The following is a 14,014-nucleotide window of genomic DNA, read 5'->3' as shown; positions in this document are numbered from 1 at the left end:
GGTCAAGGAAAAATTGACAAAAATATTCTATAGTTTCACTATTGCTCAAACCCGTCTAGAATCTCATCTGGCAACGGGGCATCAAAATCATCTGGGACTTTGAACTGGCCTAGACAGAGTGCAAATGGACGTAACTGCTTTTGAGGAGGAGTGGTTTCAGACTTAGGAGCATCCATGATTGATTACCCTAAACTATAGTCCACTTTATTCTAGCTGGGAGTAGGGAACAGGGAACAGGCAAGAGGCATGCATGCAAGAGGCAAGAGGCAAGAGGGAACGCTGAGCTGACTCGCGATCTCCCCACACTTTCGACAGTTGAGAAAACCGTTGCACTGAGCACATAGTTCCGAAACTCCCCCCCCCCCGAAGTCGCTTTTCCTATCAATAGTGATCAGAAAACCGTTGCACTGGCCGCACAGTTGAGACACTTGGGACACTCCCCTTGCTCCGAAGTCCCGTTTTTATCAATAGGTATCAGAAAACCGTTGCACTGGACGCACAGTTGAGAAAACCATTGCACTGGCCGCACACTGGCGACACTCCCCCCTATTCCCTACTCCGAAGCTACCTGCCTGAAAACCGTTGCACTGACCGCACACTTCCTCCTGTTCCGAGATCCGCTGTTCCCTACTCCAAAAACCGTTGCACTGGCCGCACAGTTCCGAGACTATTCCCGATAATAAATTCTAAATTCGCGCATTCCCTGCTCCCTTCTAATTGCTGCTATACTCAAGGCGTTGGCTGTGACAGCAAGGGTCATCATGCAGCAAATTCAGTTGAAGGAACTCGCGGAACTACTTGAATATAAAAAATAAATGTAGCAATGCCTGCTAAGGATATATTTCATGATGTTGTTAAAAAAGCGCTTGTCCAAGATAATTGGGTAATTACTCACGACCCCTTAACCTTAGATTTACGCGATCGCCAATTGCATATCGACTTAGGTGCCGAAAGGTTAATTGGTGCACAGAAGGAGAATCAGCAAATTGCTGTTGAAATTAAAAGCTTTGTCTCATCTTCTAGTGTATTTCAATTTCATTTAGCTTTAGGGCAGTTTTTGAATTACCGGATCGTACTACGCCTGAAGCAACCACAGCGATTACTTTATTTGGCTGTTCCCTTATCCATTTACGACGATTTTTTTTGTGAAGAACTCCCTCAACTTAGTATTAAAGAGTATCAAGTTAAGCTGTTAGTCTTCGATCCTGAAGAGGAAGTAATTGTGAAATGGATAAATTAAACCAGTATCGTGAAGCGATTAAGAAAATATTGACCGATTACAGCAAAATAAAACCTTCGTTTGGTGATATAGACCGTTATACTTCGTTTGATCTAGAAAACGACCACTATCAAATTATCAGTGTGGGTTGGGAAGAGCATCGCCGTGTCTATGGCTGCTTGATTCATATTGATATTATCAATGACAAAATTTGGATTCAATACGATGGAACGGAATATGGTGTGGCTAATGAGCTGACTGATGCGGGAATTCCTAAGTATGATATTGTATTAGCCTTTCACACTCCGTTTATGCGTCGGTATAGTGATTTTGCGGTCGGTTGAAGGGAATAGGGAGTAGGGAGTAGGGAGTAGGGAGTAGGGAGTAGGGAGTAGGGAGCAATGGAAAGAGCCCGTATTCAAAATTTTTTGTGAGTTGAATCGCAGAATTTTTCTTATACAGTAAGCTTTCTAAGTTTTTTGACTGTAAATTTAGCATAAAAGGTACTGAAGAACCGATTTTGCTTTTGTTTCAGGATTGTGACAGCATAGGGATACAGCGTTTTTCATAACTATCAGGTAGACAGGATTTTTTCCCTCTTCCCACTTCCGACTTCCGAAGTCCCTACTCCCTACTCCCTACTACTCCCTACTCCCTGCTCCCTACTCCCTAAAACCCAAGAATTTTTACCTCACCCAAATAAGAATTGCCATCAGTGAAGAACCGATTTTGCTTTTGTTTCAGGATTGTGACAGCATAGGGATACAGCGTTTTTCATAACTATCAGGTAGACAGGATTTTTTCCCTCTTCCCACTTCCGACTTCCGAAGTCCCTACTCCCTACTCCCTACTACTCCCTACTCCCTGCTCCCTACTCCCTAAAACCCAAGAATTTTTACCTCACCCAAATAAGAATTGCCATCAGTGAAGAACCGATTTTGCTTTTGTTTCAGGATTGTGACAGCATAGGGATACAGCGTTTTTCATAACTATCAGAGGGAATAGGGAGTAGGGAGTAGGGAGTAGGGAGTAGGGAGTAGGGAGTAATGGAAAGAGTCCGTATTCACAATTTTTTGTGAGTTGAATCGCAGAATTTTTCTTATACAGTAAGCTTTCTAAGTTTTTTGACTGTAAATTTAGCATAAAAGGTACTGAAGAACCGATTTTGCTTTTTTTTCAGGATTGTGACAGCATAGGGATACAGCGTTTTTCTTAACTATCAGGTAGACAGGATTTTTTCCCTCTTCCCACTTCCGACTTCCCTCTTCCCTCTTTCCTCTTTCCTCTTCCCTCTTCCCTACTCCCTACTCCCTACTCCCTACTCCCTACTCCCTACTCCCTACTACTCCCTACTCCCTACTACTCCCTACTCCCTACTCCCTACTCCCTAAAAAAATCTACCTCACCCAAATAATAATTGCCATCAATGTCAGATATTAATAATTTTAAAGACTTACTAATTTGGCAAAAAGCCATGGATATAGCCGAAAAGTGTTATTTTTTAACTAAATTCTTTCCTAAAGAAGAATTATACGGTATGGTTCAACAAATTAGGAGAGCTGCAGTTTCTATTCCAGCCAACATAGCAGAGGGATATGGGAGAAGGTCAACTCCTGAGTACATTAGATTTCTTAATATTGCCCAAGGGTCAATTAATGAATTAGAGACACATCTTATTTTATCTTCTAGAGTAGGACTATCTAAGCAAACAGATATAGAATTGATTGTTTCTTTACTCACAGAAGAAACTCGAATGATTATTGCTCTGATTAGAAAGCTAGAGCAATGATAGGGAGTAGGGAGTAGTAGGGAGTAGGGAGTAGGGAGTAGTAGAAAGAGGCCGTATTCAAAAAAATTTTTTAGTTGAATAAGGGAGTAGGGAGCAGGGAGTAGGGAGCAGGTAAGAGGGAAGAGCCAAAAAATCGGCTCTTCTGTACCTGATAGTTATGCAAACCGCCGTAATTATATTACCTGCTACCTGTTCCTTTACACTAAAATAGTACGTCCTAAACCATACTTCGGTTGCTATAACTTTAAAAAAGTTATAGCGTTTCTAGGACTCATGAGGTACACGGGATTGTTTCACTCTTGGCTATTGGCTATTGGCTATTGGCTAATCCCTACTCCCTACTCCCCAGCTCCCCTACTCCCTACTCCCTACTCCCTACTCCCTACTCCCCAGCTCCCCTACTCCCTACTCCCTACTCCCTACTCCCTACTCCCTACTCCCTACTCCCTACTCCCTACTCCCTACTCCCTACTCCCTGTTCCCTATGCAATAATAAGGATAGACAACAATGGGGGAGTCATGAACATGAGCGAAGTTGTGTTTTTGGTTGAGGAAGATCCGGAAGGGGGTTATACAGCCAGAGCTTTAGGAGAGTCCATATTTACTCAAGCAGACACGTTAGATGAGCTGAAAACGATGGTTCGAGATGCTGTTGAGTGTCATTTTGAAGGTAGTGATAAAGATGTAGTGGTTTCGCTACGGTCTGGTAAAGGTAACAGGATCTAAAATCACGAATTGTTTACCACTATAGCAGTTCTCAAAGATCTGACTCCCCATCTCCCCAAACTTCCCATCTCCCGATCTCCCCAGCTCTCCATCTCCCGATCTCCCCAGCTCCCCAGCTCCCCACACTCCCCACACTTCCCACACTCCCTACTCCCTACTCCCTACTCCCTACTCCCTATTTCCCGTCGATACCGAGCACGTGCTGGTGTCCCCCAGCATACTTGCTGCTCTGGGATATTACTAAACACACTGCTGCGAGCACCAATTACCGCATTGGCTCCAATTTGGACACCGGGAGCAACGAAGCAATCGGTGGCAATCCAGGCTCCGTTACCAACATTTATCTCAGCTGTGATTAAACCAAAGGCTGGGTCTTTGATATCGTGACTACCGGTACAGAGGTAACATTTTTGCGAAATAACACAATGACTACCAATGCGAATTCGATCGACACTGTAGAAAACTACATCATCCCCAATCCAACTGTAGTCACCAACTTCTACTTTCCAGGGGTAAGTAAAACGAGCCGTGGGTCGAATGATGACATTAGTACCAATCTTGGCTCCAAATAGTTGTAGCAGCCATCGGCGGAAACCATTGAAGTTATGAGGACTTAAGGGAAATGCGATCGCTTGCACCAACCACCAGATTAAGATTAGCCAGCTGGGACGCCCTCGGTCAAATCGAGATGAGTCGTATTGGCTTAAATCTACTAAGGGGGCTAAATCTAAGGCTGGTGGTTTACTTAAGTCAAGAGTCATATATTGGTTTGGTTGAAGGTTATCTGTCAGAATTAAGAATTAAGAATGTAGAATGTAGAATTAAGAATTAAGAATTAAGAATGTAGAATTTATAATTTAGAATCTATAAGGCAGAATCTAGAATGTAGAAGGCAGAAGCCAGAAGGCAGAATCTAGAATGTATAATTTATAATTCTACATTCAAAAATGTTGTTCGCCTTTGGTATTCGCGTAGGGTAGATTATAAGAATGTAGAATGTAGAATTAAGAATTAATAATTAAGAATGTAGAATTTATAATTTAGAATCTATAAGGCAGAATCTAGAATGTAGAAGGCAGAAGCCAGAAGGCAGAATCTAGAATGTATAATTTATAATTCTACATTCAAAAATGTTGTTCGCCTTTGGTATTCGCGTAGGGTAGATTATCTGTCAGAATGCATAATTCCAAATTCTACATTCTTAATTCTACATTCTTAATTCCCGATTCCCGACTCCCGATTCCCGATTCCCGACTCCCGATTCCCGACTCCCGATTCCCGATTCTTCATTCTTCATTCTTCATTCTTCATTCTTCATTCTTCATTCTTCATTCTTCATTCTTCATTCTTCATTCTTAATTCCCAATCATGCTCTCAAATAATAATGAAGACTCGCTCCAGTACGACCAGTGATAATCCAGACCACCGAGCGCCCTACATCCCGTAGCAATTGCAGCCAGGATTCCTCAGGCTGCTGGGAAGGAATGGCGACAGGAGTGAAGGCAATACCCTGACTGCCGAAAATAAAGAAGGCGATCGCTATGGACCGACGCATGTGAAAGTCTGAGGTGATTAGATAGACATGGTGGATGTCATGGGTTTGGAAATTTTGAACTAGGGAGGTAAAGTTGGTCACCGTATCGATAGCACGCCGATCAATATGTACTTGCTGATCAGGAATACCTGCTTCCCGAAAGACCTTTTGGGCTTGTGGGGTGGCCACTCCAGAAGAGACCCAAATATCAAGGTTAGGATGTTGCTGAGCAAACTCAGCTGTAAATTTTTCCCGTGCGATCTCTCCACCGAGGGTCAGAATCACCTGAGGAGTGGGGGATTGGAGATGGGCGAACCCTAAGCGAATGGGGATAAAGGTAAGAGCAATACATAGGATGGTAAGGGTAAATACCGCCCGCATTTTGCGTAGGGTTTTGCGAGGGTAGCCAAAGCCAGGTTTATTGGTGAAACGTCGGCGTGAAGATAAGTTTCGTTTCATGGCTCAATACAAGGATTTTCCCGTAGGTTGAGTTGTAGGGAGCTTCGGAGCAGGGAGTAGGGAGTAGGGAGTAGGGAGTAGGGAGTAGGGAGTAGGGAGTAGGGAGTAGGGAGTAGGGGTAGGTTTTTTACATTTGGGTCGGGAGTCGGGAATCGGGAGTCGGGAATCGGGAGTCGGGAATCGGGAAAAGCGGGAAATGGGGAGAATTATCCCGGAAATAATTGTGTATTTTGATACAGATTTTTAGGAATTTATACCTAATAAAAGTACATACTCGCCCCTTTGTAAAAAACCTACCCTTGTCAGGTAGGGAGTAGGGAGCAGGGAGTAGAAGAGTCTTGGGGATCCAGTCCGGTCTTGAGGGTTCCCCCCATCTCCCCATCTCCCCGCGCCCCCGCCCCGCGCCCCCGCCCCACACTCCCGATTCCCGATTCCCGACTCCCTACTCCCGATTCCCGATTCCCGATTCCCGATTCCCGATTTGACAATGGTTAAAATTTACTGCTTCTGTAATTTTTCAAATTCAATCAACCGAATAGATAACAGAGTTTCCGCTAGCATCCGTTGAAATGCATAATACCAACCATGCCAACCATCGAAAATTCCGCCCTTAAGAATCAGACAGTAAAATAGGATAATAAAGGGAGCAATAATTTTTTGTTTGCGAATTTTATCCCCTAAACTCAATTCATGTTTGGGTGCCTGTGTAAGCTTTTTGACTTCAATTATCATGTATCGGTCTTGCGCCCACAACCAACGATTTAACGGTTTGCGGTCATCATGATGGATATAAGCAGAGAGTATTGCTGATTTGCCATCTACAATAACTCGATGTGCATGACCATCATCTTGATAAGTTGCTTTTTCTCTTTTGTAGAGTACTTTTCTTGGTGGCAATAAAGTACCATGCAAAGGTTTTCCAAAGATACAATACTTGAATCGAACACTATAACTGTTTAGGTCTGGTGACGTTTGCAAGGTTTGTATTTCACTAATTAGCTCATCTGTTAAAACATAATCAGCATCTAGGGATAGTACCCATTCAGATTCTATTTTTCCTAGTCCATAATTACACTGGGCAGCAAAGGAATCAAACTTTCTTTGAAAGACTTGTAATTGAGGAATTGAATCTAAAATTTCTAAGGTTTCATCTGTGCTGTAACTATCAATTACAACAATTGTCTTTGCCCAGGTAAGCTGTTGAAGGGTACGTTGGATGTTGGGCGCTTCGTTGTAGGTCAGAATGAGTGGGGTAATTTTTTCTAGCATTCCAGATAAATTAATTAGGGTGATTCGGACTGAATTAATGTGCTAGATTACAATATGCTTTGCTTTCCAGAAGTCCAGAGCCAGAGGTTACCTTACTGAATCGGTAAATTAATTTAAATTTTCGGTATTTTTAAAACAACGATTATCAAATACATTTGTGCCTTTACGTGAGACTCATTCATACTTTCAATCGGCAAAACCAAAATCACAGAAGTACATATTCAATATCAATTCAGTTGATTATTTGATCACAGATTTAAATCCTACGATATGTAAAAAATCTATCCATGTCGTGGAAAAGCCATATTTATGTAGTATTTTAACTATCATTTCAATAGCATTTGTGTAACCGTTTTCTTCGAGAAGCTTAAAATGAACTTCAATGAAAACTGCTTTTAATGTTGAGGAGGAAAGAACTGTCTGAATTCCTTTAAGTACTTCTAGTTCAAAACCTTCTACATCTATTTTTATGATATTGGGGTAATAACCCAGATTTTATAATAGAAGATCACCGGTAGTGACAGATATTGTCAAAGTATTTGATGAGGACTTTGATAAGCGATTATTTGGTGAACTTGGATCTTCATCAACAGAAAGCTCGGCTGTTCCAACATCACTACTAAGTGCTGATTCAACTACAGTCAAGTTTGTATAACTATTCGGATTAATAAGCTTTCTACATGCGTTCGCACTCGATGGCGCTGGTTCAACTGCAACGACGTGACCTTCAGTTCCAACAATATCCAAAAATTTCCGGGTATAGAAGCCAATATTAGCTCCTATATCCCACACTGTATCTCCAGATTTTATACTCTCAAGTAACTCTTTATTAAAATGAGCTTCATACTCTTTATTTATTGAGCCAGCAATAGTTTGTATAATTGTTATTCAAAAATAATATTTTCTCAAATTAGAGCGAATTTTAATTGCGAATGGAGACTGAATTAAATACGATGTTATTTTCATAGTACAGTAGTAATCAATAGGCTTAAATTTCAACTAGAATTTGATTGAATAACTCTGCTTGCTTCTGAGTTAGCGCAGGTCTATTTATAATCTCTTGATTTTTTTTAATATGAGATGGATTGAACATGCTAGTGACAATAGCATAGGGAGAATAAATAGATTTGAAATAACCCAGTAAAATTGAATAGATATCTTGAGGCTTTTCAATCGAAAAATTAAAAGTACTACTGAAGTTATTTAAGGAGTCAATACGAACTAAATTATTAAAATTTTTTTGAGAATTTTTTCCTATATTAAACGGTGAATGAACAATGACTTTTATTCCATTTTTATTAAGTTTTTTAATATAAACATAATCTTGTTTTTGGCTGATTTGGCAAGGAAGTTGAATTAGATCAGGGTTCAAATTATTGGTGGCAAAAAACTTGGCGGCTAAATCTAGTGATTGATCAGTCGAGAATCCATAATTTTTGATCGTACCACGTTTTTTTTCTGAATCCAAAAAATTAACTATATCAGTAATGTCATTAGGCGGATTTTGAAAATCGTATCCGTGGAGTAATATATTATCAATATAATCAGTACGCAAAGATTTAAGGCTTTTTTCTAGACTTGTCTTCGCTGTATCTACAGAAAAATCAATTTTTGGTGCAACTTGACTAGCAGCAGACTTAACTAAGGTTTGAGTTTTAGGATTAATACTAATAACTTTTCTGGCTATATTTTTAGATAATCTGATCAGCCTGTTGTTTTTTGGGACAAGACCAAATTTTGTTGTTATTTCTACACTGTCTCTAGGTATTTTATTTTGGACTAAGAAATTTCCTATCCTAGTATAGATTCTGCTTCACCCCAGCCATAAGAGCGTGCAATGTCAAAGTAATTAATTCCTTCTTCGTATGCAATTTTTAGTGCTTGAATACTTTTACGCTTGTCAACTCTACCTAATATAGGAGCGCAACCGAAACCTAGTTTAGTTGTTTTCATATTAGTAATACCTCAATTGTAGAAATAAGCGATCGCGTTGAATTGGTGGTAAAGCTTTATGGAAACAAGAGGCATCTTCTAGAAAGCATTTTCCTGCTTTTCCTTGAATTGTTATGATATCCTCTTGGGGGTAATATTGCTGTATTGTTTTATCTGGACATCTAGCACTGCGAAGAAGCATTGATATTTTTTTATTTTTATGGCTAGACTTGACGAGGACATGGGCACCACTATTAACATCTACATTGGTTAAGTAAAAACTAATGTATAAGAAATTAAATCCATGAATGTCGTAATGATAATCAATAGTTTGTGACTGTATTCTTCTTTCTTCTGAAGATAGGTTATTTGCAAAGCTCCACCATAATCTTACATCACATTTTTCAGGAAAATAACCGAGATATTTTTCTGAAATTTCTAGCAATAAATCATCATGTCTAAGCCGATATATTTCATTTATTTTCAGTGGTTCATCTAGATCTGCCATAGCAATTGTATGTTTTGCTTTGAGATGAGTAATATATTCCTGATAAGTAAATGACAGATTTAGTGATGCGGTAGATAAGGGCAATTTTTTAGCATAATTTACTATAGAAGCTAATGATTGCTCATTTAATTCTAGTTGATCGTAGTAAGAGTCTTGCTTGATAGATTCAACAATCCTATAAATATTGAGATTATATTTTTGAATTATTTGGCTTGTAAAGCTTATTTTTGTTTGTGGTTTATTTATAATTTGTATAAGTTTTTTATACTGAGAATATAGACCTCTAAATAACCAAAATCTGCCCAGTATATATTCAAAGTTACCGTTTTTGATTCTTGTAAAAATAATCCGATAGTCTAATTTAGGGTTATCAGATGTATATACTACTTTGTCGATGAAATTGTTCATATTTATAATCTTATATTAATTAGTACTTTAAAGTTGATGTTTCTGTCTCTTTAATAAAGATGATAACTCAATCCTCAAATATATTCTTAGAAAGGTTTTTGATGAAGAATAGCTTGATAAATGTCAATCAAATTAGCTGCAATCCTTTTCCATGTGTATTGTTCAAAGATAAGTTGACGAGCGCGAGTTCCCATTTCTTTGGCTTGTTGGGGAAATTGCAAACACTGGGTTAAAGCATTGGCAATAGCATCAGCATCAATATCAACTACATATGCAGCGTCAGCCTTCGCAGCTTCTGGAAAATTACAGCCTGTGGTAATAACACAAGGTAAGCCTGAAGCCATACCTTCCAGCACAGACATACTAAACCCTTCAGAATAGGATGGGGCAACATAAATACTAGCAGCAGCAAGAGCAGCATATTTGAGAGAGCCTGTTAGCATCCCTGTAAAAGTAACAGCATCGAGGCAACCTGCGTTAGCAAAGTAGTCTTTAGCCGTAGATAAGAAACCAATGTTATCAGGACCAGCAAGAATTAGGTGAGTGTCGGAAAATTGAGGGTGTATCTTACCAAATGCTGTGGCTAGCAAGTCTAATCCTTTTTTGGGGTCGATACGTCCTAGGAAGAGAATCAGAGTTTTGTTACGAGTAGCTGGAAACTGTTGATAAAAAAGTTCCGGATTAGGGAGTTCTTCAAAGTCTTGACGGTGGATGCCGTTAGGGGCAATAGTAACAGGAGTTTTGAGGTTGAGGGGTTTAATTTGTTCCGCTTCCGTAGAGGCTAGCATTTGCAGTGCGCTAGCGTTTTGGAGAGCAGGCTTTTCTAATAGAGTGTAGTAGATACGTTTTTTCCAGCCTTTATAGGAAAGTGCCCAAGGGTCAAGCATGCCGTGGGGGATAATAACATAAGGGATATTATACCATTGACAAGCCCAGTAAGCAGCTAGGTTAGGAACTGAAAAAATTGCATTAGTTTGGACTAAGTCATAATCGCCGATGTGTTGGAATAGCCACTTACTAAGGGAAAAACTAAATTTGTAGTCTCCAATCCCTTTGTAAGGAAAAAACTGCAGGCGATAATTAGTTTTAGGTAACCAGGTTTTGATAGGGGCTTCTATCACCTCAGAACCATTAGCATTAGTGGCTACCAGGTCAACAGTAATGCCTAAGTTACCCAATGCTTGAGCTAGTTCCACTACGCATTTAGATGTACCCCCATAAACAGCCCCTAAAGCAGGAATAACAATCAGAAGTTTCATCAGTAATTAGTGATTAGCTAAGGCGTATTTAGCAGCTTTTATCAACCCTTCAGCAAAATAGTCCGGAGAGAATTTCTGGATGTGTTCCAGGGCGGATTGACTGATATTGTCTAGGTCAATTTCCCCTGAACTTACCTTAAGCATTAACTTAGTTAGCTGTTGCTTATCATAGGGATTAAAACCAAATCCATTGATACCTTCAACTACTAAATCTTCAAAACAGCCACAGCGATTAGACACTAGCACTGGTAAGCCAGCCGCCATAGCTTCATTCACAACTAATCCCCATTGTTCGTGAGTACTAGCATGGATAAAGCAGCCAGCGTGAGCAAAATAAGGCAGAAGTTCTTGTTGTTGTAAAAAACCAGTTAGATGAATAACCTTAGTCAACCCTAAGTCTTTAATCTGTTTCTCAATTTGAGAGCGCATTGAACCATCCCCACACAGGACTAAATCCCAAGCCCTGTCTTTAGCTATTTGACGATAGGTAGCGTAGGCTGAAATTACAAAAGGGAGATTTTTCTTAGGTATAAAGCGATTGATAGCCAGGAAGTAGGGCTTGTTTAAAGGAGGTGCCAGAGATTTAATTTTGTCGGGATGGAAAGCATCATTACCTACGACATTATAGCCGCAAAAAATGGCTTCCTTAGGTACTCCTAATTTGATCAAGTAACGTTTTTGTGGTTTTCCGCCCACTAAAGCCGATTTATACCGGTTAAGTAGCCAGCGCTTTATCGTTTCACGCCACCAAATTCTAGTAAAATCGGTTTCTGTAGTCTCCGAAAGCAAAATTGGTAGTTTACCGTGCCATAAACTCCATACTAAAGTGGCAATCATAGCTGATCCAAAATAGCCAGCAATCACCACCACATCAGGCTGAACCTTCCTTAGGGTAGAGTAAATTTTTGGGAGTAATTGATGATTTTTTACATCCTCTCGCTGCCGGTCTTTAACAATAGAAATTAGCGCAAAAGGAATATTATTTAAGTTAGCTTTCCAGGCATATTCAGCTTCGGATCTTGCTAATTCTATGCCAATCACATTCCAGCCTATTTGATGACAATGCTGGTGTAAGGCACTGACACGGGCAATATGGTAGGGGCCATAGTTAGTAAACAATACTGCGATTTTGAGCACTTGATTTAGATAAAAAAATATATATACTAAATTCTGTTTTAAGTCGCACCTAAATTTTGCGTAGGGTGCGTTAGGGGGGTTTTCATTTTCCGCCTCGTAGCCAGGGTTAGGTTGCTGCCCGTAACGCACCACCGGGTCAAACAGCTTTTAGGAGATGCACCCCTTTTGCCTCTTGTATGCCTTTTTCGGAAATACTTGCGTTTACAACCTAGATCCAAACGCTATAAATGAGATGTAGAAATAAATCTTCCCTGAGCTTTTTTGGATCCGTAGCGTTCTAGCATAAGCACAAACACATATCCAAACAAAGCGGGCCATAATACCAGTAGGGTAAATTCTCTACCTAAGTTAAACGTTAGCCCTAAACAAATCAGAAATAATCCTAACCGCAAGGTGGAATATTGCTGCTTCCAAAGCCTACTCATAAAACTCACCCAGCTAGCCATTAAAACCGCTGCACCCATTGGTCCCAAAATAGGACCAAAATTATAAAATCCTTGTCCAATTAATCCAGTTGAAATAGTAGCAAATACCCCAATGTCATTATCAGCACCACCAAATCCCCTTAAGATAGCATAATCAATTCCAATTAGAGGTTTATTAGCCCATATTGCCCTAGGAATTATATTAGCTGCTTCTGCTAAATAGCGACCTCCGTACGTTAACTTTAGGCTTCCTTCTTGGTAAAATTGATTGATATAACATAGCTCTTCTAGCATATTTAATCCCAAGTGCCCTTCTTCCTCTACTTCTTCTTGGAATTGCGGGGCAACATCTGGATTCAATAATTCATTAAAACCAATGTTACGATAAGTAATAATTAACGTCAGCAATTCATTAATAGCCCAAAAAGTAGCCATGCTAATTAACACCTTTTTCCAAAGCGGATCTGGGTAAAATAACGCATAGCTAAAATAGCCTGGCATAATCACTGCTAGAAGTTGGTTACGGGCTCCCATAAAAATAAAATAGGGCAGTACAATCAAGACAAGCAAAAGATTTAATGTCTTCAATTGACGGCCCATTGGGAGGGGCAAAAGCACGCCAAAGAAGGCACAAACTAGGGTATAAACATAGGCTGCGGAAGAAACGATAAATCCATCACCACCAGCAGCAGCGGCTCTTCCCCACATCTGCCGTCCCACACGAGCTCCAAGTGGAAATAAAGCAGTGAAAATATCGCCGTTGAGACGGCTAACACCATATCCTAATAAACATAGCCAAACAAAAGCTAAAACTATTAAAAGTTGCTCAGGATTAAAGGCAGTAAATTTCCAAGCAGTATGGTAGTTTTTAAGGAATCGGCGAGAAAGGGAAGGGATTACTAGGCGAAAAGTGATTAAAAAAGTAATTATTTGCCAATAACAGTATTCTAGTATTAATGAATCAAACTGCAGAAAATTTTCAGGGGTGTAAAATAGTTCTACAAAATACCAGGCTCCAATAGTGGCATACACCGCCAGGGCGGGAATACTCCAAGCTCGTTTGTCTCTGACTAAAAACGCTTCAATGACTAAGATAAAAAGTAGGCTTGAAGCCATGACATAAATAGGGACAAGGGCTTCGGGAAACCCTACAGAATCAGTCATTAATCAAAACAATAACAAAGGGAACAGGGAACAGGGAATAGGGAGTAGGGAGTAGGGAGTAGGGAGTAGGGAGTAGGGAGTAGGGAGTAGGGAGTAGGGAGTAGGGAGTAGGGAGTAGGGAGTAGGGAGTCGGGAGTAGGGAGTAGGGAGTAGGGAGTAGGGAGTAGGGAGTCGGGAGGAGGGAG

21 protein-coding genes and 2 pseudogenes are annotated in these 14,014 nt (G+C 40.1%); 7 read left to right on the top strand and 16 right to left on the bottom strand.

Annotated elements, in window-relative coordinates:
* Positions 1-38 precede the first annotated feature (38 nt).
* Both F6K51_RS25400 and F6K51_RS25395 read right to left on the bottom strand, forming a co-directional pair.
* Positions 39-176 (bottom strand): hypothetical protein, encoded by a 138-nt coding sequence (locus F6K51_RS25400; protein WP_293025383.1) that lies wholly within the window; start codon positions 174-176, stop codon positions 39-41.
* A 28-nt stretch (positions 177-204) separates the two neighbouring features.
* Positions 205-342, bottom strand: a complete 138-nt coding sequence (locus F6K51_RS25395; RefSeq protein WP_293025382.1) for a hypothetical protein — start codon at positions 340-342, stop codon at positions 205-207.
* A 172-nt stretch (positions 343-514) separates the two neighbouring features.
* Here F6K51_RS25395 and F6K51_RS25390 point away from each other — a divergent pair, with 172 nt between their 5' ends.
* From F6K51_RS25390 to F6K51_RS25380, 3 genes are read left to right on the top strand one after another with little or no spacing between them, the layout of a single operon-like run.
* Complete coding sequence (locus F6K51_RS25390; RefSeq protein ID WP_293025381.1) at positions 515-802, top strand: hypothetical protein; 288 nt, start codon at positions 515-517, stop codon at positions 800-802.
* Positions 803-823: 21 nt separating this feature from the next.
* Complete coding sequence (locus tag F6K51_RS25385) at positions 824-1,240, top strand: XisH family protein (RefSeq protein ID WP_293025380.1); 417 nt, start codon at positions 824-826, stop codon at positions 1,238-1,240.
* Positions 1,228-1,563 carry a XisI protein gene (locus tag F6K51_RS25380; protein WP_293025379.1) on the top strand — a complete coding sequence of 112 codons (336 nt, stop codon included), beginning with the start codon at positions 1,228-1,230 and terminating at the stop codon, positions 1,561-1,563. Before F6K51_RS25385 ends, F6K51_RS25380 begins: the two co-directional genes overlap by 13 nt.
* Here F6K51_RS25380 and F6K51_RS25375 read toward each other — a convergent pair.
* A complete protein-coding gene (locus F6K51_RS25375) occupies positions 1,529-1,717 on the bottom strand; it encodes a hypothetical protein (protein WP_293025378.1) in 189 nt (62 codons plus the stop codon). The two genes, F6K51_RS25380 and F6K51_RS25375, sit on opposite strands and share 35 nt — an antisense overlap.
* A 423-nt stretch (positions 1,718-2,140) precedes the next feature.
* On the bottom strand, positions 2,141-2,362 hold the full coding sequence (locus tag F6K51_RS25370; RefSeq protein ID WP_293025377.1) for a hypothetical protein: 222 nt from the start codon (positions 2,360-2,362) through the stop codon (positions 2,141-2,143).
* A 283-nt stretch (positions 2,363-2,645) separates the two neighbouring features.
* Here F6K51_RS25370 and F6K51_RS25365 point away from each other — a divergent pair, with 283 nt between their 5' ends.
* Positions 2,646-3,008 (top strand): four helix bundle protein, encoded by a 363-nt coding sequence (locus F6K51_RS25365; protein WP_293025376.1) that lies wholly within the window; start codon positions 2,646-2,648, stop codon positions 3,006-3,008.
* Positions 3,009-3,281: 273 nt separating this feature from the next.
* Positions 3,282-3,734, top strand: a complete 453-nt coding sequence (locus F6K51_RS25360; RefSeq protein WP_293025375.1) for a hypothetical protein — start codon at positions 3,282-3,284, stop codon at positions 3,732-3,734.
* 161 nt (positions 3,735-3,895) lie between these two features.
* Here F6K51_RS25360 and hpsU read toward each other — a convergent pair whose 3' ends face one another.
* The gene (hpsU, locus tag F6K51_RS25355; RefSeq protein ID WP_293025374.1) at positions 3,896-4,495 is read right to left on the bottom strand and encodes a hormogonium polysaccharide biosynthesis acetyltransferase HpsU; all 600 of its coding nucleotides are present in this window, start codon (positions 4,493-4,495) and stop codon (positions 3,896-3,898) included.
* Positions 4,496-4,910: 415 nt separating this feature from the next.
* Here hpsU and F6K51_RS25350 point away from each other — a divergent pair, with 415 nt between their 5' ends.
* Entirely contained in the window at positions 4,911-5,093 is a 183-nt protein-coding gene (locus F6K51_RS25350; protein ID WP_293025373.1) for a hypothetical protein, read from the top strand.
* 7 nt (positions 5,094-5,100) lie between these two features.
* On the opposite strand, the gene F6K51_RS25345 is transcribed toward F6K51_RS25350, so the two are convergent.
* Entirely contained in the window at positions 5,101-5,727 is a 627-nt protein-coding gene (locus F6K51_RS25345) for a YdcF family protein (protein WP_293025372.1), read from the bottom strand.
* Between the two features lie 127 nt (positions 5,728-5,854).
* Positions 5,855-6,109, bottom strand: coding sequence for a hypothetical protein (locus tag F6K51_RS25340; RefSeq protein ID WP_293025371.1), 255 nt, complete (start codon positions 6,107-6,109; stop codon positions 5,855-5,857).
* Here F6K51_RS25340 and F6K51_RS25335 point away from each other — a divergent pair.
* Positions 6,085-6,222: a hypothetical protein gene (locus F6K51_RS25335; protein WP_293025370.1), complete on the top strand. Its 138-nt coding sequence runs from the start codon at positions 6,085-6,087 to the stop codon at positions 6,220-6,222. The genes F6K51_RS25340 and F6K51_RS25335 overlap by 25 nt on opposite strands.
* Before the next feature lie 3 nt (positions 6,223-6,225).
* Here F6K51_RS25335 and F6K51_RS25330 read toward each other — a convergent pair whose 3' ends face one another.
* The 9 genes and pseudogenes from F6K51_RS25330 to F6K51_RS25295 all read right to left on the bottom strand — a co-directional run.
* The gene (locus tag F6K51_RS25330; protein WP_293025369.1) at positions 6,226-6,996 is read right to left on the bottom strand and encodes a glycosyltransferase family 2 protein; all 771 of its coding nucleotides are present in this window, start codon (positions 6,994-6,996) and stop codon (positions 6,226-6,228) included.
* A gap of 240 nt (positions 6,997-7,236) precedes the next feature.
* Positions 7,237-7,854, bottom strand: a pseudogene (locus tag F6K51_RS38565) (FkbM family methyltransferase).
* A gap of 130 nt (positions 7,855-7,984) precedes the next feature.
* Positions 7,985-8,743 carry an aldo/keto reductase gene (locus tag F6K51_RS25325; protein WP_293025402.1) on the bottom strand — a complete coding sequence of 253 codons (759 nt, stop codon included), beginning with the start codon at positions 8,741-8,743 and terminating at the stop codon, positions 7,985-7,987.
* 44 nt (positions 8,744-8,787) lie between these two features.
* Complete coding sequence (locus F6K51_RS25320; protein ID WP_293025368.1) at positions 8,788-8,949, bottom strand: aldo/keto reductase; 162 nt, start codon at positions 8,947-8,949, stop codon at positions 8,788-8,790.
* 1 nt (position 8,950) lies between these two features.
* Positions 8,951-9,844 carry a phytanoyl-CoA dioxygenase family protein gene (locus F6K51_RS25315; protein WP_293025367.1) on the bottom strand — a complete coding sequence of 298 codons (894 nt, stop codon included), beginning with the start codon at positions 9,842-9,844 and terminating at the stop codon, positions 8,951-8,953.
* An 86-nt stretch (positions 9,845-9,930) separates the two neighbouring features.
* The gene (locus tag F6K51_RS25310; RefSeq protein ID WP_293025366.1) at positions 9,931-11,103 is read right to left on the bottom strand and encodes a glycosyltransferase; all 1,173 of its coding nucleotides are present in this window, start codon (positions 11,101-11,103) and stop codon (positions 9,931-9,933) included.
* 6 nt (positions 11,104-11,109) lie between these two features.
* Positions 11,110-12,240 carry a glycosyltransferase family 4 protein gene (locus tag F6K51_RS25305; protein WP_293025365.1) on the bottom strand — a complete coding sequence of 377 codons (1,131 nt, stop codon included), beginning with the start codon at positions 12,238-12,240 and terminating at the stop codon, positions 11,110-11,112.
* 221 nt (positions 12,241-12,461) lie between these two features.
* On the bottom strand, positions 12,462-13,829 hold the full coding sequence (locus F6K51_RS25300) for a hypothetical protein (protein ID WP_293025364.1): 1,368 nt from the start codon (positions 13,827-13,829) through the stop codon (positions 12,462-12,464).
* A 3-nt stretch (positions 13,830-13,832) separates the two neighbouring features.
* Positions 13,833-14,014 (bottom strand): annotated as a pseudogene (locus F6K51_RS25295) (glycosyltransferase WbuB); the annotation flags it as partial.

This window comes from Moorena sp. SIO3I8, from assembly GCF_010692325.1.
In the GTDB taxonomy this organism is placed as follows: domain Bacteria; phylum Cyanobacteriota; class Cyanobacteriia; order Cyanobacteriales; family Coleofasciculaceae; genus Moorena.
Note: the sequence above shows the minus strand (reverse complement) of the source record. Positions and strands in the feature narration are given on the sequence as shown.

Excerpts from the sequence above, each read along its gene's own strand:
- F6K51_RS25400 (WP_293025383.1), bottom strand. The coding sequence starts at position 176 with ATGGATGCTCCTAAGTCTGAAACCACTCCTCCTCAAAAGCAGTTACGT.
- F6K51_RS25395 (WP_293025382.1), bottom strand. The coding sequence starts at position 342 with ATGTGCTCAGTGCAACGGTTTTCTCAACTGTCGAAAGTGTGGGGAGAT.
- F6K51_RS25385 (WP_293025380.1), top strand. The coding sequence starts at position 824 with ATGCCTGCTAAGGATATATTTCATGATGTTGTTAAAAAAGCGCTTGTC.
- F6K51_RS25380 (WP_293025379.1), top strand. The coding sequence starts at position 1,228 with ATGGATAAATTAAACCAGTATCGTGAAGCGATTAAGAAAATATTGACC.
- F6K51_RS25375 (WP_293025378.1), bottom strand. The coding sequence starts at position 1,717 with ATGCTAAATTTACAGTCAAAAAACTTAGAAAGCTTACTGTATAAGAAA.
- F6K51_RS25370 (WP_293025377.1), bottom strand. The coding sequence starts at position 2,362 with ATGCTAAATTTACAGTCAAAAAACTTAGAAAGCTTACTGTATAAGAAA.
- F6K51_RS25365 (WP_293025376.1), top strand. The coding sequence starts at position 2,646 with ATGTCAGATATTAATAATTTTAAAGACTTACTAATTTGGCAAAAAGCC.
- F6K51_RS25360 (WP_293025375.1), top strand. The coding sequence starts at position 3,282 with ATGAGGTACACGGGATTGTTTCACTCTTGGCTATTGGCTATTGGCTAT.
- hpsU (WP_293025374.1), bottom strand. The coding sequence starts at position 4,495 with ATGACTCTTGACTTAAGTAAACCACCAGCCTTAGATTTAGCCCCCTTA.
- F6K51_RS25350 (WP_293025373.1), top strand. The coding sequence starts at position 4,911 with ATGCATAATTCCAAATTCTACATTCTTAATTCTACATTCTTAATTCCC.
- F6K51_RS25345 (WP_293025372.1), bottom strand. The coding sequence starts at position 5,727 with ATGAAACGAAACTTATCTTCACGCCGACGTTTCACCAATAAACCTGGC.
- F6K51_RS25340 (WP_293025371.1), bottom strand. The coding sequence starts at position 6,109 with ATGGGGAGATGGGGGGAACCCTCAAGACCGGACTGGATCCCCAAGACT.
- F6K51_RS25330 (WP_293025369.1), bottom strand. The coding sequence starts at position 6,996 with ATGCTAGAAAAAATTACCCCACTCATTCTGACCTACAACGAAGCGCCC.
- F6K51_RS25320 (WP_293025368.1), bottom strand. The coding sequence starts at position 8,949 with ATGAAAACAACTAAACTAGGTTTCGGTTGCGCTCCTATATTAGGTAGA.
- F6K51_RS25315 (WP_293025367.1), bottom strand. The coding sequence starts at position 9,844 with ATGAACAATTTCATCGACAAAGTAGTATATACATCTGATAACCCTAAA.
- F6K51_RS25310 (WP_293025366.1), bottom strand. The coding sequence starts at position 11,103 with ATGAAACTTCTGATTGTTATTCCTGCTTTAGGGGCTGTTTATGGGGGT.
- F6K51_RS25300 (WP_293025364.1), bottom strand. The coding sequence starts at position 13,829 with ATGACTGATTCTGTAGGGTTTCCCGAAGCCCTTGTCCCTATTTATGTC.